This is a genomic window from Oceanicola granulosus HTCC2516, assembly GCF_000153305.1.
Taxonomy (GTDB): domain Bacteria; phylum Pseudomonadota; class Alphaproteobacteria; order Rhodobacterales; family Rhodobacteraceae; genus Oceanicola; species Oceanicola granulosus.
The window spans coordinates 1,808,881-1,829,589 of record NZ_CH724107.1; the positions used below are offsets into that span (position 1 = coordinate 1,808,881).

20 protein-coding genes are annotated in these 20,709 nt (G+C 70.8%); 10 read left to right on the top strand and 10 right to left on the bottom strand.

Annotated elements, in window-relative coordinates; translation table 11 throughout:
• A partial coding sequence (locus OG2516_RS08635; protein ID WP_007255267.1) for a sulfite exporter TauE/SafE family protein occupies positions 1-520 on the bottom strand: 520 nt, incomplete at its 3' end.
• Between the two features lie 101 nt (positions 521-621).
• Between OG2516_RS08635 and OG2516_RS08640 the strand changes: the two genes are divergently transcribed.
• Complete coding sequence (locus OG2516_RS08640) at positions 622-1,005, top strand: META domain-containing protein (protein WP_007255268.1); 384 nt, start codon at positions 622-624, stop codon at positions 1,003-1,005.
• Here OG2516_RS08640 and recO read toward each other — a convergent pair.
• The 5 genes from recO to betI form a co-directional block, all read right to left on the bottom strand.
• On the bottom strand, positions 1,002-1,721 hold the full coding sequence (recO, locus tag OG2516_RS08645; RefSeq protein ID WP_007255269.1) for a DNA repair protein RecO: 720 nt from the start codon (positions 1,719-1,721) through the stop codon (positions 1,002-1,004). The genes OG2516_RS08640 and recO overlap by 4 nt on opposite strands.
• A gap of 72 nt (positions 1,722-1,793) precedes the next feature.
• Positions 1,794-3,449: a choline dehydrogenase gene (gene betA, locus OG2516_RS08650; protein WP_007255270.1), complete on the bottom strand. Its 1,656-nt coding sequence runs from the start codon at positions 3,447-3,449 to the stop codon at positions 1,794-1,796.
• Entirely contained in the window at positions 3,449-4,906 is a 1,458-nt protein-coding gene (gene betB, locus OG2516_RS08655) for a betaine-aldehyde dehydrogenase (protein ID WP_007255271.1), read from the bottom strand. The genes betA and betB overlap by 1 nt, the downstream gene beginning before the upstream one ends.
• 12 nt (positions 4,907-4,918) lie before the next feature.
• Positions 4,919-6,436 carry a choline-sulfatase gene (gene betC / locus OG2516_RS08660; RefSeq protein WP_007255272.1) on the bottom strand — a complete coding sequence of 506 codons (1,518 nt, stop codon included), beginning with the start codon at positions 6,434-6,436 and terminating at the stop codon, positions 4,919-4,921.
• Positions 6,433-7,011: a choline-binding transcriptional repressor BetI gene (betI, locus tag OG2516_RS08665; RefSeq protein ID WP_040615029.1), complete on the bottom strand. Its 579-nt coding sequence runs from the start codon at positions 7,009-7,011 to the stop codon at positions 6,433-6,435. Before betI ends, betC begins: the two co-directional genes overlap by 4 nt.
• Before the next feature lie 111 nt (positions 7,012-7,122).
• Between betI and choX the strand changes: the two genes are divergently transcribed.
• The 4 genes from choX (at position 7,123) to OG2516_RS08685 (ending at position 11,012) form a co-directional block, all read left to right on the top strand.
• Positions 7,123-8,049 carry a choline ABC transporter substrate-binding protein gene (choX, locus tag OG2516_RS08670; RefSeq protein WP_007255274.1) on the top strand — a complete coding sequence of 309 codons (927 nt, stop codon included), beginning with the start codon at positions 7,123-7,125 and terminating at the stop codon, positions 8,047-8,049.
• 69 nt (positions 8,050-8,118) lie between these two features.
• Positions 8,119-9,162 carry a choline ABC transporter permease subunit gene (gene choW / locus OG2516_RS08675; RefSeq protein ID WP_083788494.1) on the top strand — a complete coding sequence of 348 codons (1,044 nt, stop codon included), beginning with the start codon at positions 8,119-8,121 and terminating at the stop codon, positions 9,160-9,162.
• Entirely contained in the window at positions 9,159-10,190 is a 1,032-nt protein-coding gene (gene choV, locus OG2516_RS08680; protein WP_007255277.1) for a choline ABC transporter ATP-binding protein, read from the top strand. Before choW ends, choV begins: the two co-directional genes overlap by 4 nt.
• A 48-nt stretch (positions 10,191-10,238) precedes the next feature.
• Positions 10,239-11,012 (top strand): FadR/GntR family transcriptional regulator, encoded by a 774-nt coding sequence (locus OG2516_RS08685; RefSeq protein ID WP_007255278.1) that lies wholly within the window; start codon positions 10,239-10,241, stop codon positions 11,010-11,012.
• Between the two features lie 72 nt (positions 11,013-11,084).
• On the opposite strand, the gene OG2516_RS08690 is transcribed toward OG2516_RS08685, so the two are convergent.
• Genes OG2516_RS08690 through OG2516_RS08700 form a run of 3 tightly spaced genes read right to left on the bottom strand, consistent with a single transcriptional unit; the run spans position 11,085 to position 12,430 of the window.
• Positions 11,085-11,552 carry an SRPBCC family protein gene (locus OG2516_RS08690; RefSeq protein WP_007255279.1) on the bottom strand — a complete coding sequence of 156 codons (468 nt, stop codon included), beginning with the start codon at positions 11,550-11,552 and terminating at the stop codon, positions 11,085-11,087.
• A 1-nt stretch (position 11,553) separates the two neighbouring features.
• Positions 11,554-11,907 (bottom strand): ArsR/SmtB family transcription factor, encoded by a 354-nt coding sequence (locus tag OG2516_RS08695; protein ID WP_007255280.1) that lies wholly within the window; start codon positions 11,905-11,907, stop codon positions 11,554-11,556.
• Positions 11,908-11,962: 55 nt separating this feature from the next.
• Entirely contained in the window at positions 11,963-12,430 is a 468-nt protein-coding gene (locus tag OG2516_RS08700) for an SRPBCC domain-containing protein (RefSeq protein WP_192808364.1), read from the bottom strand.
• Between the two features lie 120 nt (positions 12,431-12,550).
• On the opposite strand from OG2516_RS08700, the gene dnaE reads away from it, so the two are divergent.
• Positions 12,551-16,051 (top strand): DNA polymerase III subunit alpha, encoded by a 3,501-nt coding sequence (gene dnaE, locus OG2516_RS08705; RefSeq protein ID WP_007255282.1) that lies wholly within the window; start codon positions 12,551-12,553, stop codon positions 16,049-16,051.
• Between the two features lie 106 nt (positions 16,052-16,157).
• Entirely contained in the window at positions 16,158-16,979 is an 822-nt protein-coding gene (locus tag OG2516_RS18965) for a hypothetical protein (RefSeq protein ID WP_050769125.1), read from the top strand.
• A gap of 2 nt (positions 16,980-16,981) precedes the next feature.
• On the opposite strand, the gene OG2516_RS08715 is transcribed toward OG2516_RS18965, so the two are convergent.
• The gene (locus tag OG2516_RS08715) at positions 16,982-17,179 is read right to left on the bottom strand and encodes a SlyX family protein (protein ID WP_007255284.1); all 198 of its coding nucleotides are present in this window, start codon (positions 17,177-17,179) and stop codon (positions 16,982-16,984) included.
• Between the two features lie 112 nt (positions 17,180-17,291).
• Between OG2516_RS08715 and hisS the strand changes: the two genes are divergently transcribed.
• From hisS to hisG, 3 genes are read left to right on the top strand one after another with little or no spacing between them, the layout of a single operon-like run.
• Positions 17,292-18,938: a histidine--tRNA ligase gene (hisS, locus tag OG2516_RS08720; RefSeq protein ID WP_007255285.1), complete on the top strand. Its 1,647-nt coding sequence runs from the start codon at positions 17,292-17,294 to the stop codon at positions 18,936-18,938.
• A complete protein-coding gene (locus OG2516_RS08725) occupies positions 18,935-20,008 on the top strand; it encodes an ATP phosphoribosyltransferase regulatory subunit (RefSeq protein ID WP_007255286.1) in 1,074 nt (357 codons plus the stop codon). Before hisS ends, OG2516_RS08725 begins: the two co-directional genes overlap by 4 nt.
• Positions 20,005-20,697 carry an ATP phosphoribosyltransferase gene (gene hisG, locus OG2516_RS08730; RefSeq protein ID WP_007255287.1) on the top strand — a complete coding sequence of 231 codons (693 nt, stop codon included), beginning with the start codon at positions 20,005-20,007 and terminating at the stop codon, positions 20,695-20,697. The genes OG2516_RS08725 and hisG overlap by 4 nt, the downstream gene beginning before the upstream one ends.
• The last annotated feature ends 12 nt before the right edge of the window (positions 20,698-20,709 follow it).

The following is a 20,709-nucleotide window of genomic DNA, read 5'->3' on the forward strand; positions in this document are numbered from 1 at the left end:
GGTCCTGCTTGGGCGTCTCGATGGCCGTCAGGTAGGCCACCGTCGGCGGCCCCCAGACCCCGGACATCCCGCCCACGAACCCGGCCACCGCGCCCACCATCGCCTCGACGCGCGCCGAGCGGGCCGCCAGCCGCGGCGTCCAGCCCAGCAGCAGGATCAGCGCGAACAGTGTGATCGGCGCGCCGATCAGCAGGAACAGCGCCCGGCTCGGCAGCACCGCCACCAGCTGCGCCGAACCGACCAGCAGCACCAGCCCCACCAGCAGGAACACCCGGAACCGGCTGATCGAGTCCCACGCCGCCCGCCAGCCCTGCCGCAGGGCCAGCAGGCCGTTGGTCATCAGCGTCGGCACGATCAGCGCCGCGAGCGCGAGGTCGGGCGCGATGATGGTCGAGAGGCCGGAGATCATGGTCATCGGCATGCCGAAGCCGACCATCCCCTTGATGAGCCCCGCGAAGAGCACGACGGCGAAGGCGAGGGCAAGGCTGGCGGGCGACAGCAGGTCGGTGAACAGGTCCATGCCGCTCCCTTAGCCGCCCGCGCGGACGGATGCATCCGCCAATCGCGCGGCCCATTGCGCTTGCCGTGCCGCCCGAGCATCCTGCCGCCCAGGAGGTCTCCATGAAGATCGTCGCCTGCCTCGCCCTCGCCCTTCTCCTCACCGCCTGCGGACGCTCCCCGCCGCCATCGCCCGACTGGCAGCTCGAGACGGTCAACGGCACTCCGTTCCCCGCCTTCGCCTCCCTCGGCATGGGCATCGCCGCCTATACCGGGCAGGGCCCGTGCAACAGCTACGCCGGCCGGCTGTCGCGCGAGCCGTTCCCGTCGCTGACCTTCGGGCGGCCGAAGCTGAAGGGCGACGCCTGCGCCGCGCTCGGCTACGAGCAGGTCTACCTCGACCAGCTCCAGCAGGTCCGCTACAGCCGCGTCGCGCCGGGGCGGCTGACGCTGGTGACGGACGCCGGCGTCGAACTCGCCTTCCGCCAGATCGCCGGCGCGCCCTAGCGCGACAGCAGCGCCACCAGCCGCGCCCGCGCCTCGGGCAGCGGCCGGTCGCCCAGCGCCGGGGCGAGCCAGGTGGCGAGGAAATGGCCGGTGGTGCGCAGGCCCTCGAGGATCTCCGCGTCCGGCCCCGGCCCCTGCCCGCGCAGCGCCGGCGGCAACGGCAGCAGCCGCCCCGCCCACTCGCCCGCGCCCGCCGCGCTCACCGCCCGCCCGGTGCGCGGCGAGACGAAGGCGAGCCCGTCCTCCGCCCCGGTCACGGCGCAGCTCGACAGGTCCAGCCCGAAGCCGAGCTCCTCGAGCAGCGCCAGCTCCCAATGCAGGTAGGCCAGCGGCCAGGCGTCGGTGCGGCCGAGCAGGTCGAGCAGCGTGACCGAGCGGGCGTAGAGCGCCGGGTGCGGCTCGCGCTCGGGCAGCGCGAAGGCGAGCAGCCCGCAGATCGCGTTGAGCCCGGCGAGGGCGAGCCGGTCGTTCATCACCAGCGCCGCCCGCGAGCGCAGCGGCTCGACCCGGTAGGCGCCCAGATGCTCCTCGAGCCGCGCGGTCCACGTCACCTCGACCTGCTCGCCCGGCTGCAGCACCGGCGCGAGCTGCTTGCTCCGCCCGCCCCGCACGAGCCCCGCATGACGGCCGCGGGTCTCGGTGAAGACTTCGGCGATCACCCCGCTCTCGCCATGCCCCCGCCGGGCCAGCAACACCCCGCCGTCACGCCACTGCATCCGCTCCAAACCTCCTCGCCGTAGGGTGCGCATTCATTGCGCACCCCCCCGCGCACCGCCCCTCGCGCCACCCTACCGCTGCGCCGTCCGCCACTCCGGGTGGACCCACGGCTCGACATTGCTCGCCGGCAGGCGGCGGCCGAGGATGTGGTCGGCGGCCTTCTCGCCGGTCATGATCGAGGGCGCATTGAGGTTGCCGTTGGTGATGCGCGGGAAGATCGAGCTGTCGGCCACGCGCAGCCCCTCCACCCCGATCACCCGGCACTCCGGGTCGACCACCGCCGTCGGATCGTCCGCCGCGCCCATCCGGCAGGTGCCGCAGGGATGGTAGGCGCTCTCGGCGTGCTCGCGGATGAAGGCGTCGAGCGCCTCGTCCGACTGCGCGTCCGCCCCGGGCTGGATCTCGCGGCCGCGGAACTCGTCGAAGGCGGGCTGGGCGAAGATCTCGCGGGTCAGCCGGATGCAGGTGCGGAAATCCTCCCAGTCCGATTCGTGGCTCATGTAGTTGAACAGGATGCGCGGCGCGTCGTTCGGGTCGGCCGAACGCAGCGTCACCTCCCCACGCGACACCGAGCGCATCGGGCCGACATGGGCCTGGAAGCCGTGCCCCTCGGCGGCGACCTTGCCGTCGTAGCGTACGGCGATGGGCAGGAAGTGGAACTGGATGTCGGGATACTCGACGCCGGCGCGGCTGCGGATGAAGCCGGCGCTCTCGAACTGGTTCGACGCGCCCAGCCCGGTGCGGGTGAACAGCCACTGGGCGCCGATGACGCCCTTCCCGATCAGGTTCCAGTAGCGGTAGAGGCTGACCGGCTTGATCGCGGCCTGCTGGATGTAGAGCTCGAGATGGTCCTGCAGGTTGCGCCCCACGCCCGGCCGGTCGGCGACGACCTCGATGCCGTGCTCGCGCAGGTGCGCCCCCGGCCCGATGCCCGACAGCATCAGCAGCTTCGGCGAGTTGATCGACGAGGCCGCGAGGATCACCTCGGCGCGGGCGCGCACCACCTCCGTCGCGCCCCTGCGGATCATCTCGACGCCCGTCGCCCGGCCCTCTTCGATCACCACCTTCGACACCAGCCCGCGCACGAGCGTGACGTTGTCGCGCTTCAGCGCCGGGCGCAGGTAGGCGTTGGCGGCCGACCAGCGACGGCCCCGCCAGATGGTCGAGTCGAAGGGGCCGAAGCCCTCCTGCTTCTCGCCGTTGTAATCGTCGGTCAGCTCGTAGCCCGCCTGCGCCCCGGCCTCGACGAAGGCGCGGGTGAGGGGGTTCTTGCGGGGCCCGCGCGTGACGTGCAGCGGGCCGTCCTTGCCGCGCCAGTCCGGATCGCCGCCGTGCAGCCCGGCGTGCCAGTGCTCCATGCGCTTGTAGTAGGGCAGCACGTCGGCATAGGCCCAGCCCGCCGCGCCCTGCTCGGCCCAGTGGTCGAAGTCGCGCGCATGGCCGCGCACGTAGATCATGCCATTGATCGACGACGAGCCGCCGATCACCTTGCCGCGCGGCACCACCAGCTTGCGCCCGCCGAGATGCGGCTCGGGCTCGCTCATGTAGCCCCAGTCGTAGGCCGGCATGTTCATCGGATAGGAGAGCGCGGCGGGCATCTGGATGAACGGCCCGGCGTCGCTGCCGCCGTGCTCGATCACGATGACCGAGCGCCCGGCCTCGCCCAGCCGGTAGGCCATCGCGCAGCCCGCGCTCCCCGCCCCGACGATGACGTAGTCGGCTTCCATCAGAACGGCGCCTCCGTCGGGTTGAGCGAGACGTAGACGGACTTCAGCTCCGACCAGTGCGCGATCGCGGCGGCCGAGTTCTCGCGGCCGACGCCCGACATCTTGCTCCCGCCGAAGGGCGCCTCGACGGGGGTGAGGTTGTAGGTGTTGATCCAGGTCGTGCCGGCCTCGAAGCCCGCCGCCATGCGGTGGGCGCGGGTGAGGTCGGCGGTGAAGACGCCGGCGGCGAGGCCGTACTCGGTGGCGTTGGCGCGGGCGAGCGCCTCGTCCTCGGTCTCGAAGTCGAGCACGGTCATCACCGGGCCGAAGATCTCCTCGCGCGCGATGGTCATGTCGTCGGTGACGTCGGCGAAGACGGTCGGCTCGATCCAGAAGCCCTCGCGCTCCACCCGCGCGCCCCCCGTCACCAGCCGCGCGCCCTCGGCGCGGCCGCGCGCGACGTAGTCGAGCACGATCTCCAGCTGCGCCGCGCTGACCATTGGCCCCAGCGTCGTCGCCTCGTCCAGCGGATCGCCCAGCGTGGCGTTGGCGGTGCGCTCGGCGAGGCGCTCCAGGAACGCCTCCTTGATCCCGGACTGCACGAAGACGCGGGTGCCGTTGGAACAGATCTGGCCGGTGGAGTAGAAGTTGCCGTTGATCGCCGCGGAGATCGCGCTCTCGAGGTCGGCGTCGTCGAAGATCACGAGCGGGCTCTTGCCGCCGAGCTCCATCGTGGCGTGCTTCATGCCCTGCGCGGCGGCGGCGTAGACCTTGCGCCCCGTCGGCACCGAGCCGGTGAGCGAGACCTTGGCGACGCGACCGTCCGCGACGAGCGCCGCGCCGACGTCGCCGAGGCCGTTGACCACGTTGAACACGCCCGGCGGCGCGCCCGCCTCGGTCAGGATCTCGGCCAGCTTGAGCGCGCAGAGCGGGGTCGTCTCGGAGGGCTTGAAGACCATCGTGTTGCCGCAGGCCAGCGCCGGGGCGGCCTTCCAGGCGGCGATCTGGGTCGGGTAGTTCCACGCCCCGATCCCGACGCAGACGCCCAGCGCCTCGCGGCGGGTGTAGACGAAGTCGCCGTCGGCCAGCGGGATGTGCTCGCCGGTGATCGCCGCCGCGAGGCCGCCGAAATACTCGAGCGCGTCCGCCGCCGAGGTGGCGTCGGCGACCAGCGTCTCCGACAGCGGCTTGCCGGTGTCGAGGGTCTCGAGCTCGGAGAGCTCGCGGTTGCGCGCGCGCAGGATGTCGGCGGCGCGGCGCAGCACCCGGCCCCGCTCCACGCCCGGCAGCGCCGCCCAGGCGGGCTGGGCGCGCGTCGCGGCGGCGAGCGCGGCCTCGACGACCTGCCCGCTGGCGGAATGGACGGTGGCGATCCGCGCGCCGGTGGCGGGGTAGATCACCTCGATCGCGGCGCCCTCGGCATCCTCCAGGTAGGCGCCGTCGACATAGTGGCTGGCGGTGGGGGTGGCGTCACGCATGGCGTGCTCCTGTCAGTCTTGTTCGCCCCGGGGGAACCGCTGGTTCTCCTCGACGACGTTGAGGTCCATGTGGTTGCGCATGAAGCGCTCGGAAGCACGACGCAGGGGTTGGTGATCCCACGGGTAGTAGGCCCCGTTGCGCAGCGCTTCGTAGACGATCCAGCGCCGCGCCTGGCTCTCGCGCACCTCGGCGTCGAACCGATCGAGATCCCAGCGCCGCGCGGCCTCGGCCTTCAGCTCGGCGAGCGTGTCGGCATGGGCCGGGTCGCCGGCGAGGTTGGTCAGCTCGTGGGGGTCGGCCTCGAGGTCGAAGAGCTGGTCGGGGTCGAGCTTGCAGAGGTTCAGCTTGAAGCGCCCCGCCCGCAGCGAGACCATCGGGGCCTGCGAGGCCTCGGCGGCGTACTCCATCGCCACCGGCTCGTCGCGCGTCGCCCCCTGCCCCAGCGGCACGAGGCTGACGCCCGTGGTCCAGGGCGCGACCTCCTCCATCGACACGCCGGCCAGCGCGCATAGCGTCGGGCAGACGTCGATGTTGGAGACCGGCTCGCGCACGAGCCCGGGCGTCATGCCGGGCGCCGCGATCATCATCGGCACCCGCGACGAGCCCTCGAAGAAGCTCATCTTGAACCACAGCCCGCGCTCTCCCAGCATGTCGCCGTGATCGGCGACGAACAGGATCACGGCCTCCTGCCGCGTCCGCTCGAGCACGTCGAGGATCTCGCCGATCTTGTCGTCGAGGTAGGAGATGTTGGCGAAGTAGGCGCGGCGCGAGCGGCGGATGTCCGCCTCGGTGATGTCGAAGCTGCGCCAGTCGTTGGCGTCGAAGATCCGCCGCGCGTGCGGGTCGTGGTCCTCGTAGGCGAAGGCCGGGACCTCGGGCAGCAGGTGCGTGCAATCCTCGTACATGTCCCAGAACTTGCGCCGCGCCACGTAGGGGTCGTGCGGGTGGGTGAAGCTGACGGTCAGGCTCCACGGGCGCGGATCGTGCCCGCGCGCGAGGTCGTAGAGCTTCTGGCAGGCGGCGAAGCCGACCTCGTCGTCGTACTCCATCTGGTTGGTGATCTCGGCGATTCCGGCCCCGGTGACCGAGCCGAGGTTGTGGTACCACCAGTCGATGCGCTCGCCAGGCTTGCGGTAGTCGGGCGTCCAGCCGAAATCGGCGGGATAGATGTCGGTCGTCAGCCGCTCCTCGAAGCCGTGCAGCTGGTCGGGGCCGACGAAGTGCATCTTGCCCGACAGGCAGGTCTGGTAGCCCGCGCGGCGCAGGTGGTGGGCGTAGGTCGGGATGTCCGCGCCGAACTCGGCGGCGTTGTCGTAGACCCGCGTGCGCGAGGGCAGCAGGCCCGACATGAAGCTCGCGCGCCCCGGCGCGCAGAGCGGCGAGGCGGTGTAGCAGTTGGCGAAGCGCGTCGAGCGGGCGGCGAGGCGCTTGAGGTTGGGCGCGTGCAGCCAGTCGGCGGGGCCGTCGGGGAACAGCGTGCCGTTCAGCTGGTCCACCATCAGGATCAGGATGTTGGGCGGTGTGCTCATCGTGCCAGCGCCTTCAGCTCGTGGTCGAGCGCGGTCAGCACCTGCGCCGCGGCCGCCTGGCCGTCGGCGTCGGTGGCCGGATCGAGCGCGTGGCGCAGGTAGAGCCCGTCGATCAGCCCGCCGAGCCGCTCGGCCAGCGCCGGCGCGGCGTCGCCGGCGAGCGGGCGCAGGTCGTGCACCAGGTTCGAGCGCAGTCGCCGCTGGTAGACCGACAGCAGCCGGCAGGCCTCGTCGCTGGTGCGCGCAAGCACGTAGAAGTTCAGCCAGGCGGCGATGGCGTCGCGGCGGAAGTTGGAGGCCGAGAACGAGGCCCGCACCATCCCCTCGAGCCGCGCCCGCGGCCCGTCCGCCGCCGTCAGCGCGCCGCGCACCTCGGCGGCGTAGACGGTCAGGATCGAGCGCATCGCGGCGAGGAAGATCTGCTCCTTGTCGCCGAAATAGTGGAACGCCAGCGCCGAGGACACCCCGGCGCGCTTGGCGATCTGGCTCACGGTCACGTTCAGCGATCCCGTCGCGCCGATTTCATGGATGGTGGCCTCGACAAGCTGCGCCCGTCTCTTAGGCTCTACGGCCATGGGACCAACCTCTCTCGATGCAGTGTTTGGTTGCATTCCGAACCTAAGGCGGGTTTGATTGACCCGTCAATCAAGTTTCTCGCCGCAAGGCGCAACACCAGGGAGACCTACATGAAGCTTCTGTCCACGATTTCCGTTCTCGCGCTCGCCGCGACGAGCGCCGCCGCCCAGGACCAGTGCGACACCGTGACCTTCTCCGACGTCGGCTGGACCGACATCACCGCGACCACCGCCGCCACCACGGCGGTGCTCGAGGCGATCGGCTACGACACCGAGGTGCGCGTCCTGTCGGTGCCGGTGACCTACATCTCGCTCGCCGAGGGCGACGTCGACGTGTTCCTCGGCAACTGGATGCCCACGATGGAGGCCGACATCGCCCCCTATCGCGAGGACGGCACCGTCGACACCGTGCGCACCAACCTCGAGGGCGCCAAGTACACCCTCGCCACCAACGCCGCCGGCGCCGAGGCGGGCATCGCCGACTTCGCCGACATCGCCGAGCACGGCGACGCGCTCGAGGGCCAGATCTACGGCATCGAGCCGGGCAACGACGGCAACCGCCTGATCATGGACATGATCGCCGAGGACGCCTTCGGCCTGTCCGATTTCGAGGTGGTGGAGAGCTCCGAGCAGGGCATGCTGGCACAGGTCGGCCGGGCGACGGACCGCGACGAGCCCATCGTCTTCCTCGCCTGGGAGCCGCACCCGATGAACGCCAACTACGACCTCACCTACCTCACCGGCGGTGACGACTGGTTCGGCCCCAACCTCGGCGGCGCGACGGTGCACACCAACACCACCGCCGGCTACGTCGACGCCTGCCCCAACGTCGGCAAGCTGCTCCAGAACCTCGAATTCTCGCTCGAGATGGAGAACGAGATCATGGGCGCGATCCTCGACGAAGGCGAAGACCCGCGCGAGGCGGCCGAGGCCTGGCTCAAGGACAACCCCGAGGTGCTCGAGACCTGGCTCGAGGGCGTGTCCACGCTCGACGGCGGCGAGGCGCTGCCCGCCGCGAAAGAGGCCTTCGGCCTCTGAGGCCATCCGGGGCCGGCGGAGACGCCGGCCCCTTCTTCTATCCGCAATCACGAACAGTCAGGGGACAGGATGGGTGTGATCAACTGGATCGGCGAGGCCATCGTCGCGATCTTCGGAGCGATCCTGTGGATCGTGCAGGCGCTCGTCGACTTCGTGCTCTGGCTCGGACCGGCGCTCGTCTGGTTCCTCGGCTGGCTGCCCCGGCGACTGACCGGGCGGACCGACGAGCAGCTCCCCGTCGGCGACACCGCCGAGCGCGGCTTCGATTACGTCCGCGAGGGCGCGGCGGCGTTCCTCGACGGCTTCGCCGACGTGACCGAGTTCATCATCGACTTCATCCTCGCCCTGCTCACCCGCCCGCCGGGCGAGAACTGGCTCGCCGGCCGCGGCTTCGAGCCGACCTTCCCCTGGTGGACCGAGACCACCCACGCCTTCCTCGTCGTCGGCCTGTTCGTGCTGCTGACATGGATCCTGCAGCGCAACTGGAAGACCTGCCTGCTCGTCGCCATCGGCTTCCTCTTCGTGCTCGACCAGGGCTACTGGGAGGCGACCGCCGAGAGCCTGACGCTGGTGCTCGCCGCCTGCCTGATGTGCATGGCGATCGGCGTGCCGATCGGCATCGCCGCCGCGCACCGGCCGCGGCTCTACGCCTGGATGCGCCCCGTCCTCGACCTGATGCAGACGCTGCCCACCTTCGTCTACCTGATCCCGGCCATCGTGTTCTTCGGCATCGGCATGGTGCCCGGCCTGATCGCCACGGTGATCTTCGTGCTGCCCGCCCCGATCCGGCTGACCTACCTCGGGGTCAGCTCGACGCCCCCCGCCCTGCTCGAGGCGGCGCGCGCCTTCGGCGCGACGCCCCGGCAGACGCTGTTCAAGGCCGAGCTGCCCTACGCCTTCCCGCAGATCATGGCCGGCCTGAACCAGACCATCATGCTGTCGCTGTCGATGGTGGTGATCGCCGCCCTCGTCGGGGCCGACGGCCTTGGCGTGCCGGTGATCCGGGCGCTGAACTCGGTCAACACCTCGCTCGGCTTCGAGTCCGGGTTCGTCATCGTCGTGGTCGCCATCATGCTCGACCGAATGCTCAACGTCGGGAGCCGCCGCAAATGACCATCGCCGTCCTGATCGACAACGTCTCCATCGTCTTCGGCAACGCCCCCGAGAAGGCTCTGCCGCTCATGGACGAGGGGCTCGAGCGCCCCGAGATCCAGGAGCGCACCCGGCAGGTGCTCGGCGTGCACGATTGCTCGCTGGCGGTGGAGGAGGGCGAGATCCTCGTGCTCATGGGCCTGTCCGGGTCGGGCAAGTCGACGCTGCTGCGCGCCATCAACGGCCTCAACCCGATCGCGCGCGGCGCGGTGACGGTGCGCAAGGACGACTGGTCGGCCACCCTGCCCGGCGCCTCGGCCTCGGAGCTGCTGCACCTGCGGCGCGAATGCGTCTCGATGGTGTTCCAGCAGTTCGGCCTGCTGCCCTGGCGGACGGTGCGCGACAACGTCGCGCTCGGCCTCGAGCTCGACGGGGTGAGCAAGTCCGAACGGCTGAAGCGCGCCGACCGCCAGCTCAGCCTCGTCGGCCTCTCCGACTGGGCCGACCGCAAGGTGGGCGAGCTGTCGGGCGGCATGCAGCAGCGCGTCGGCCTCGCCCGCGCCTTCGCCACCGAGGCGCCGATCCTGCTGATGGACGAGCCCTTCTCGGCGCTCGACCCGCTGATCCGCAACAAGCTGCAGGACGAGCTGCTCGAGCTGCAGCGCGAGCTGCGCCGCACCATCATCTTCGTCAGCCACGACCTCGACGAGGCGTTCAAGATCGGCAATCGCATCGCGATCATGGAGGGCGGACGCATCGTCCAGTGCGGCCGCCCGCAGGACATCTACAACGACCCGGCCAACGCGTACGTCGCCGAGTTCGTCGCCCACATGAACCCGCTCGGCGTGCTCACCGCGAAGGACGTGATGGAGCCGGTGAGCCGCGAGCCGCAGGTGCTGGTGGAGGCGGAGACCAGCGTCGCCGACGTCATGCGCCGCCTCGCCGACGATCCGGTGGAGATCGGCGTCACCGACGACGGCACCGTGATCGGCCAGATCACCCAGGCCACCGTCATGCGCCGCCTGCTCGACCCGCGCGCGGCGCGCTGAGGCGTCGCGGCTGGCCCCCGCGGCAGGACGCGTGCTAGGCAGCAGACCATGTCACCGACCGAGACAGCCCGGGGCGCCAAGCCCGCCGGACCGCGCCGCTCGCGCCCGGTGCGCGTGGCCGACGAGATCAAGGGCTGGCTCGTCGAGCAGCGGCTCGAGACGGGCGACCGGCTGCCCTCCGAGACGGAGCTGATCGCCCGTTTCGCCATGTCCAAGAGCACGATCCGCGAGGCCATGCGCATCCTCGAGGCGCAGGGCCTCGTCGTCACCCGCACCGGCCCCGGCGGCGGCACCTTCGTCGGCGAGGTCAGCGCCGACCGGGCGCGGGCCTTGCTGGGCAACTACTTCTACTTCAAGGACCTGACCGTCGCCGACATCTACCAGCTGCGCCGCCTGCTCGAGCCCGAGCTCGCGGCGTCGCTGGCGGGGCGGCTCGACGCGGGCCAACTCGGCGAGCTCGAGCGGATCGTCGCGCTCTACGCCGAGCCCGCCGCCAGCGCCGAGGAGGAGCGCGAGCAGCACGTCGCCTCGCTGCGCTTCCACCAGCGGCTCGCCGACTTCGCCGACAACCAGCTGCTCGGCTTCCTGATCTCCTTCATGGCGCAGATCCTGTCCGACCTCACCGTCTACCGCCGCCTGTACGCCCCGCCCAACGAGGCGCTCTGGCGCGAGGGCCGCGACCACCAGCTCGCCTGCATCGCCGCCCTGCGCCGCGGCGACGCCGCCGAGGCGCACCGGGTGATGGCCGAGCACATGGACATCGCCCGCGCCCACATGGAAGCGCGCGAGGCCGTGGTGATGAAACGGTTCATCGCGGAGTAGCGGCGAGGGGAGCGGGGGCATTGCCCCCGTCGCCGCTGGCGACTCCCCCGGGATATTTCGAGAACAGAGACGTCAGAGGCTCTCGGCGAGGCGGGCGAGCTGATCGGCGACGGTGCCCCAGCCGCTCTGGAAGCCCATTTCCTCGTGCCGCTGCGCGGTGGCGGCGTCGACGTGGCGGGCGACGACGCGGTATTCGCAGCCGCCGTCCTTGGCGGTGAAGGTGATCTCGGCCGAGAAGAACGGGTTCGGGTTGGGCCGGAAGTCGGGCCCGAGGCAGTCGGTCCAGGCGAAGCGGCGGCCCGGCTCGGCGACCAGCACGCAGCCTTCGCCGCCGATCTCGCCGTGCTCCTCGAAGCGCATCAGCGTGTAGAACCGCCCGCCGGGCCGGGCGTCGATGTCGGCCTCCACGGTCTCGCCCGGGGCGGGGGCGAAGAACTGCTTGAGCAGCTCCGGCTCGGTCCAGCAGCGGTAGACGGTCTCGGGGCTGGCGGCGATCTGGCGCACCAGGACGAGGTCGTGGTCGGATTTGGTGTCGAGCATGTCAGGGATCCTTGTCATCCGGGGGTGAAGTCTCGTCGCGTTCGAGCCGCTCGGCGAGGGCGTCGAGCCGGTCGAGCCGGCCCTCCCAGATCCGCCGCTGGCGCGTCAGCCAGTCCTCCGCCGCCGCCAGCGGGCCCGCCTCGATATGGACGATGCGCACCCGCCCGACCTTCTCCGAGCGCACCAGGCCGGAGGCCTCGAGCACCTTGAGGTGGCGCAGGAAGGTGGGCAGCGCGATGTCGTGCGGCGCGTGCAGCTCGCCCACCGGGGCCGGGCCGCTGGCGAGCCGCGCGATCACCGCGCGCCGCGTGGGGTCGCCGAGGGCGGAGAAGAAGCTGTCCAGATAGTTAGCCATGCAGCTAACTATTCGCGCAGACGCTCTGGCTGTCAAGCGCCTTCGTGACGTTGCGTCAGACGGCCTCGCGCTCGAGCTTCTGGGCGAGCTGCTCCATGCGGCCGAGGCTCCAGGAGGTCAGGTCGCGCCGCTTGGAGGTGTCGTCGACGTCGGAATAGAGGTGGATCGATTCGCTCAGGTTGAGCAGGGTCGTGTCTCCCTCCGGCCGGAAGGTCAGGTCGGCCAGCGACAGCGACACGAAGGTGTCGCCCTGCCAGAAGCGGTAGGTCGAGGCGATGCGGGCGTTGCGTTCGATGTGCTCGTAGCGGATCTCGACGCGGATCGGCGCGCCGTGGTCAATCCTCCACTGCGTCCAGAGGCCGCCGCCGACGGTGAAGTCGCTCCTGAAATCGATGACGTCGAGGAGCGAGTCCTCGAACTGCCAGCGCCAGGCGAGGTCGGGGGTCGAGAATATGCGGAAAAGGGTGTCGATTCGTGCCGAGAAGCGTTTTTCGAGGGCATATTGATCCAAACGAAACGGCATGGCTTGATCCGACATGTGGTCCTGACATGTCGACTACGACGCTGCCGAGCCCGCCAAGTCAACCACCAGCGCGGCCTGCCGCGGCTTCCGCCCGGTGCGCCGACGCCATATTGTGGCGCCATGACCAGTGCTTCCCGATTCATCCACCTGCGCGTCCACACCGAGTACTCCCTCCTCGAGGGCGCGGTGCCGGTGAAGTCGCTCCCCGGACTCGCCGCCGGGGCCGAGATGCCCGCCGTCGCGGTGACCGACACCAACAACATGTTCTGCGCGCTGGAGTTTTCCGAGTACGCCGCGAAGGCCGGGGTGCAGCCGATCCTCGGCTGCCAGCTCGACGTCACCTACGTCACCCCGGAGCCGGGGGCCAAGCCCGAGGCCCCGGCCCCGGTCGTCCTGCTGGCCCAGTCCGAGGCCGGCTACATGAACCTGATGAAGCTCAACTCGTGCGCCTATCTCGAGGGGCGGGCCGAGTGGCCGCAGGTGACGTTGCAGGAGCTGGCGGCCCACGGCGAGGGCCTGATCTGCCTCACCGGCGGCCCCGACGGGCCGGTGGGCCGGCTGCTGCGCGCCGGGCAGAGGGCCCGGGCGCAGGCGCTGGTGGAGCGGCTCAAGGCGATCTACGGCGACCGGCTCTACATGGAGCTGCAGCGCCACCCCGGCGAGGCCGGCGCGCCCGAGGCGGAGCGGCTCAGCGAGCGCGGCCATGTCGAGATGGCCTACGCGCTCGACATCCCGCTGGTGGCGACCAACGACGTCTACTTCCCCAAGACCGACCTCTACGAGGCCCACGACGCGCTGATCTGCATCGCCGAGGGAGCCTATGTCGACCAGCAGGCGCCGCGCCGGCGGCTCACGCCGCAGAATTACTTCAAGAGCCAGCAGGAGATGGCGACGCTGTTCGCCGACCTGCCCGAGGCGCTCGAGAACACCGTCGAGATCGCCCGGCGCTGCGCCTACAAGGCCGAGAAGCGGGCGCCGATCCTGCCGCGCTTCGCCGACGACGAGGTCGAGGAGCTGCGCCGGCAGGCCAATGAGGGCCTCGCCGCGCGGCTCGCGGTGATCCCGCACGCCGCGCCGGTGGAGGAGTACCAGAAGCGGCTCGACTTCGAGCTCGACATCATCGAGGGGATGGGCTTTCCGGGCTACTTCCTGATCGTCGCCGACTTCATCAAGTGGGCCAAGGACCACGACATCCCCGTCGGTCCCGGCCGCGGCTCGGGCGCCGGCTCGCTGGTGGCCTACGCGCTCACCATCACCGACCTCGACCCGCTGCGCTACGCGCTGCTGTTCGAGCGCTTCCTCAACCCCGAGCGGGTGTCGATGCCCGACTTCGACATCGACTTCTGCATGGACCGCCGCGAGGAGGTGATCCGCTACGTCCAGGAGAAGTACGGCCGCGACAAGGTGGGGCAGATCATCACCTTCGGCGCGCTGCTCTCCAAGGCCGCGGTGCGCGACGTCGGCCGGGTGCTGCAGCTGCCCTACATGCAGGTCGACAAGCTCTCCAAGATGATCCCCGTCGAAGGCGTCAAGCCGGTCTCCATCGAGAAGGCGCTGGCCGACGAGCCGCGCCTGCGCGAGGCGGCCAAGAACGAGGAGGTCGTCGGCCGCCTGCTGAGCTACGGCCAGCAGATCGAGGGCCTGCTCAGGAACGCCTCCACCCACGCCGCCGGCGTCGTCATCGGCGACCGGCCGCTCGACGAGCTGGTGCCGCTCTACCAGGACCCGCGCTCGGAGATGCCGGCGACGCAGTTCAACATGAAGTGGGTCGAGCAGGCGGGGCTCGTGAAGTTCGACTTCCTCGGCCTCAAGACGCTGACGGTCATCCAGAACGCCGTCGACCTGATCCTGAAGTCCGGCCGCAACCTGCACGAGGCCGCCGACGGCAGCCGGCTCTACGAGCCCGCGCCCGGCGCCGAGAACCAGATGAACCTGATCCCGCTCGACGACGAGCGGACCTACGAGCTCTACTCCAAGGCCCGCACCGTCGCGGTGTTCCAGGTGGAAAGCTCGGGCATGATGGACGCGCTCAGGCGGATGAAGCCGACCTGCATCGAGGACATCGTCGCGCTGGTGGCGCTCTACCGGCCCGGCCCGATGGAGAACATCCCGAAATATTGCGAGGTCAAGAACGGGATCAGCGACCGCGACAAGCTGCACCCCTCGGTCGACCACATCCTCGACGAGACCCAGGGCATCATCGTCTACCAGGAACAGGTGATGCAGATCGCCCAGGAAATGGCGGGCTACAGCCTCGGCGGCGCCGACCTGCTGCGCCGCGCGATGGGCAAGAAGATCCAGGAGGCGATGGACGCCGAGCGGCCCAAGTTCATCGCCGGGGCCAAGGCCAACGGGGTCGACGACAAGAAGGCGCTGGAGGTCTGGAACCTCCTCGACAAGTTCGCCAACTACGGCTTCAACAAGTCCCACGCCGCCGCCTACGCCGTGGTCAGCTACCAGACGGGCTGGCTCAAGGCGAACCACCCGGTCGAGTTCATGGCCGGCGTGATGAACTGCGACATCCACCTCACCGACAAGCTCGCGATCTACTTCCAGGAGCTGAAGAAGGGCCTCGGCCTGCCGTGGGATCCGCCCTGCGTCAACCGCTCGGAGGCGACGTTCGACGTACAGGAGGGCCGGCTGCTCTACGCGCTCGGAGCGCTCAAGAACGTCGGCGTCGAGGCGATGAAGCTGATCGTGGAGGCCCGCGACGGCAAGCCCTTCTCCAACGTCTACGACTTCGCCCGCCGCACCGACCTCAAGCGGGTCGGCAAGCGCAGCCTCGAGATGCTCGCCCGCGCCGGCGCCTTCGACGAGCTCGACCCGAACCGGCGCCGGGTGTTCGAGAGCCTCGACGCCCTCACCGCCTACTCCGCCGCCGTCCACGAGCAGCGCCAGAGCAACCAGTCGTCGCTGTTCGGCGACGGCGGCGACGACCTGCCCGAGCCGCGCCTGCCCGGCGTGCCCGACTGGCTGCCGGCCGAGCGGCTGGCCGAGGAGTTCAAGGCGGTCGGCTTCTACCTCTCGGGCCACCCGCTCGACGACTACCTCGCGCCGCTCAAGCGCAAGCAGGTGCTGACGCTCGACGAGGTGATGGCCAAGGCCGCCGGCGGCGCCTGCATCGTCAAGATGGCCGGCACCGTCGCCTCGCGGCAGGAGCGCAAGTCGGCGCGCGGCAACCGCTTCGCCTTCGTCCAGCTCTCCGATCCGACCGGGCAGTACGAGGTGACGATGTTCTCCGACACGCTGGAGACCGCGCGCGACCACCTCGAGAGCGGCAGCCAGGTGGTGCTGTCGGTGGAGGCGACGATGGAGGCCGACCAGCTCAAGCTGCTGGCCCGCTCGGTGTCGCCCATCGACGTGGCCGTCGCCGATGCCGGCAGCAGCGGGCTGAAGGTCTTCGTCGAGCACGCCGACGCGATCAACGCGGTGGCGAGCGTGCTCGAGGGCGCGGGCCGTGACGGGGCGCGCGGCGGGCGCGGGCCGATCCTGTTCTGCCTGATGGACCCGGATCTGCCCGGCGAGGTCGAGCTCGATCTCGGCGCGGAGTTCCCGGTCAACCCGCAGATCAAGGGCGCGCTGCGCTCGCTGCCGGGCATCCTCGAGGTGCAGGAGGTCTGAGCGGCTTGCCGCCGTCCGACGCCACGGCCGAATCGGCCGGTCGGTTTACGCTCCGCCGCCGCTCGTCTAGAACCTCGTGCGAAACGGGGATCACGGGATGGCGGAAATGAAACACTGGCTGGTCGGCGCCGCATGTCTGCTCACGGCGGCCTGCGGCGACCCGCTGCGCGACGTCGGCCGTCTCAGCGACATCTCCGTGGCCGATCCGGCCGCCAATGTCGCCGCCACCGGCACCGGGCCGCTCCTGTCGGAAGCGCGCGACGCGGCCGGCACGCTGGAGGCCGAGGCCGTCGCCGCCGCGCAGGCCCGCAGCGCCGCCGCGCCGCCGCGGGGCCTCGGTGCGCTGTTCGGCCGGGGTGCCGGCGCGGCCGGACCCACCCCCGCCGCCGCGCCCGGCGGCTTCGGGCTGGGCCGCCTGTTCGGCGGCGGCAGCCGCGGCTCGGGCGCGTCGGAGATCGAGCTCGCCGAGGTCGCCCCCGGCACCTCCGTCCCCTACGGCGCCATCGCGCGCGCCTGCGACGTGCCCGCCTCCCGGCTCGGCACCCGCGTCGCCGCCGCCTCGGGCTACGAGGTCTTCGACACCGTCCCCAACTCCACCGCCCCGCGCATCCACTACATCACCGGCTTCGCCGACGGCTGCACCCGCACCTTCACCGGCGCGCTCGTGATGCTGGGCGACGTGGGCACCTACGAGACGGTCCGCTACGGCGCCGGCCACCCGGCGACCACCGCCGCCGACCGCGCCTACGAGGCGATCAAGGCGCGCATCTGCCGCGCCGCGCAGGGCCAGCCCTGCGGCGGCCAGATCGACCGGCTCGCCCAGGACACCACCTTCCTCACCGTCTACGACCGCTTCGGCGGCGGCGGGGAGTGGGTCGAGATCCTGCTCCACGACGGCGGCGTCGCGGCGATCGACGTCAAGAGCTGAGCCTACCAGTGCGGCGGGCGCTGGTCGGCGAGCGGGACCGTTCCCGCCTCCTCGGCCTCGCGCCCCGCCTCGCGCTCGAGCAGCATCGCCATGCGCCGGGTCAGCGCCGCGATCTCGCCGCTCTGGCGCGTCACCACGTCCGACAGGTCCGCCAGCTCGCGCTCGAGGTAGGCGATCCGTTCTTCCATCACTTCCGACATGCCGGTCCTCCCGTGCCTGTTATTGCTTGAACCGCGCCGGCGGGAAAGCCGCGTTGCCCTCGGCCCCGGCGCGGGCTAAACGGCGCCCGCGACAGCCCGATGAGGATCCCCGATGGCGAAGGACAAGAAGCAGCCCCGCCCCAAGGCCGTCACGCCGAAGGGCTTCCGCGACTATTTCGGCACCGAGGTGACCGAACGCGCCGCGATGCTGTCGAAGATCGCCGCGATCTACCATGCCTATGGCTTCGACGCCCTGGAATCCTCTGCCGTCGAAACGGTCGAGGCGCTGGGCAAGTTCCTCCCCGACGTTGACCGCCCCAACGAGGGCGTCTTCGCCTGGCAGGAGGCCGACGAGGGCGACCGGGGCGAATGGCTCGCCCTGCGCTACGACCTGACCGCGCCGCTCGCCCGGGTCTACGCCCAGCACAGGAACGACCTCCCCGCGCCCTACCGCCGCTACGCGATGGGGCCGGTCTGGCGCAACGAGAAGCCGGGCCCGGGCCGCTTCCGCCAGTTCTACCAGTGCGACGCCGACACCGTGGGCGCCGCCACCGTCGCCGCCGACGCCGAGATCTGCGCCATGCTCGCCGACGCGCTCGAGGCGGTCGGCATCCCGCGCGGCGACTACGTGATCCGCATCAACAACCGCAAGGTGCTGAACGGCGTGCTCGAGGTAGCAGGAGTTGGAGAGGACTCGCCGGAAATCAGAGGGGTCGTGCTCCGCGCCATCGACAAGATAGACAGGCTTGGCGCGGAAGGCGTTCGCCACCTTCTGGGCAGAGGACGGCGCGACGAAAGCGGCGACTTCACCTCTGGCGCGGACCTGAGCGAAGAGCAGATTGGGATCGTGATGTCGTTCCTGACGGCTCGCGACGATGCCAAAGCGGACATCGAAGCCGGACAAATCAAGATGATGCCCGGCTTCTTCACACGGTCGATTTTTGATGGCTTGGAAGTCACGGATGCAAGAAGCGTTTCGGACCGCCTTCATAGTCTGCTGGACGATGAGACAGGAATTGGCCGTCAACGTCTCGTTAACTACGCGACCTTCACTCGACTGAAGAACATCGTTGGCGCTTCGAAGCAAGGCAATGAGGGGATCGATGAGGTGGCTGAGATGGCCGATTTGCTGGCCATCCAAGGCTACGGCCATGACCGCATCATCCTCGACCCCTCCGTCGTGCGCGGCCTCGGCTACTATACCGGCCCCGTCTTCGAGGCCGAGCTGACCTTCGAGATCACCGACGACAAGGGCCGCCCGCGCCAGTTCGGCTCGGTCGCCGGGGGCGGGCGCTACGACGACCTCGTCAAGCGCTTCACCGGCCAGGCGGTCCCCGCCACCGGCATCTCGATCGGCGTCGACCGCCTGCTCGCCGCCCTCACCGCCAAGGGCCGCACCGCCGCGGCCGCCCCCGGGCCGGTGGTGGTGACGGTGATGGACCGCGACCGCATGGCCGACTACCAGGCGATGGTCGCCGAGCTGCGCCAGGCCGGCATCCGCGCCGAGGTCTACCTCGGCAACCCGAAGAACTTCGGCAACCAGCTCAAGTACGCCGACAAGCGCGGCTCGCCCGTCGCGATCATCGAGGGCGGCGAGGAGAAGGCGCGCGGCGTGGTGCAGGTCAAGGACCTCGTGCTCGGCGCGAAGATCGCCGAGAACGCCACGCTCGAAGAGTGGAAGGAACGCCCGTCCCAGGTCGAGGTGCCGCGCGGCGAGCTCGTGGCGCGGGTGCGCGCCATCCTGGACGGCGAGGCGTGATCCGCTCCGAGGCCAAACGCGCCGCCCGCGAGCGCGCGGCCCAGCTCATGGGGGTGTTCACCAGCGCCGGCGCGCAGCCGGTGGAGGCCGACCTGCTGCTGCCCGCCGAGACCCTGCTCGACCTCTACGGCGAGGACATCCGCGCCCGCGCCTACGTCACCTCCGACCCGCTGCGCGGCGAGATGATGCTGCGCCCCGACTTCACCGTCCCGGTGGTGCAGATGCACATGGCCGGCGGCGCCGAGCCCGCGCGCTACACCTACGCCGGCGAGGTCTTCCGCCGGCAGGAGACCGACCTGACGCGGCCCAACGAGTACCTGCAGGTCGGGCTCGAGCTGTTCGGCGGCGATCCGGCCGAGGCCGACGCCGAGGTTTTCGCGCTGATCGCCGAGGCGCTCGCGCCGCTGCGCCTGCGCGCGGTGATCGGCGACATCGGCATCCTAATGGCCGCCGTGCAGGGGCTGTCGACTTCCGAGGACCGCCGCCAGGCGCTGCTGCGCCACATCTGGCGGCCGCGCCGCTTCCGCGCGATGCTCGAGCGCTTCGGCGGCCACGGCATGCGCCGCCGCCCGCCCCTGCCCGACCCGGACACCCTCGAGGAGCCGGTCGGCAAGCGCACCGCCCGCGAGGTCGCCGAGCGGCTCGAGGCGATCCGCCGCGACGCCGAGACTCCGCCCATCGCCGCCCACGAGGTCGCCCTGATCGACTCGCTGCTCGGTCTGCGCGAGACGGCTCCCAACGTGCTCGCCGCCCTGCGCGACATCGCCGTCGACCTGCCGATGATCTCCACCGCCGTCGACCGCCTCGCCGCCCGCCTCGACGCGCTCGTCGCGCGCGGCATCGACGTCGAAGGGCTCGCCTTCGAGGGCAGCTACGGGCGCACCTCGATGGAATATTACGACGGCTTCGTCTTCGGCTTCTCGTCGCAGGACCGCCCCGACCTCGCCCCCGTCGCCACCGGCGGGCGCTACGACGCGCTGACCCGCGTGCTCGGGCAGGGCCGCGAGATCCCCGCCGTGGGCGGCGTCATCCGCCCCGGCCTGCTCGCCCGCATGGGAGACGCCCCATGAGCCTCAAGCTCGCGATCCCGTCCAAGGGGCGGCTGATGGAGAAGACGCTCGACTGGTTCGGCGCGCGCGGCATCACGCTGCGCAAGGCCGGCAGCGAGCGCGAATATGCCGGCGTCGTCGAGGGGGTGGAGGGCGTCGAGCTGGTGCTGATGTCGGCCGGCGAGATGCCCCGCGACCTCGGCTCGGGCCGCATCCACCTCGGCGTGACCGGCTCCGACGTGGTCCGCGAACGGCTGGCGAACTGGGACCAGCAGGTCCGCGCGGTGGCGCCGATGGGCTTCGGCGGCGCCGACCTCGTCATCGCCGTGCCGCGCGGCTGGGTCGACGTCGACACGCTCGACGACCTCGACGCCGCCGCTGCCCGCTTCCGCCGCACCCACGGCCACCGGCTGCGCATCGCGACGAAGTACCACCGCCTCACCCGCGAGTTCCTGCGCGAGCACGGCGTCGCCGACTACGCCCTCGTCGACAGCCAGGGCGCAACCGAGGGCACCGTGAAGAACGAGACCGCCGAGGCGATTTCCGACATCACGTCCACCGGCGAGACGCTGCGCGCCAACGGCCTCAAGGTGCTGTCCGACGGCCTGATCCACGCGAGCCAGGCCACCCTCTTCAAGTCCCGCGCCGCCCCCTGGGGCGAGGCCCAGCGCGCGACGTTGAAGCTCCTCGAGGAGCGGCTGGGCGTGTGACGGCGGCGGCGT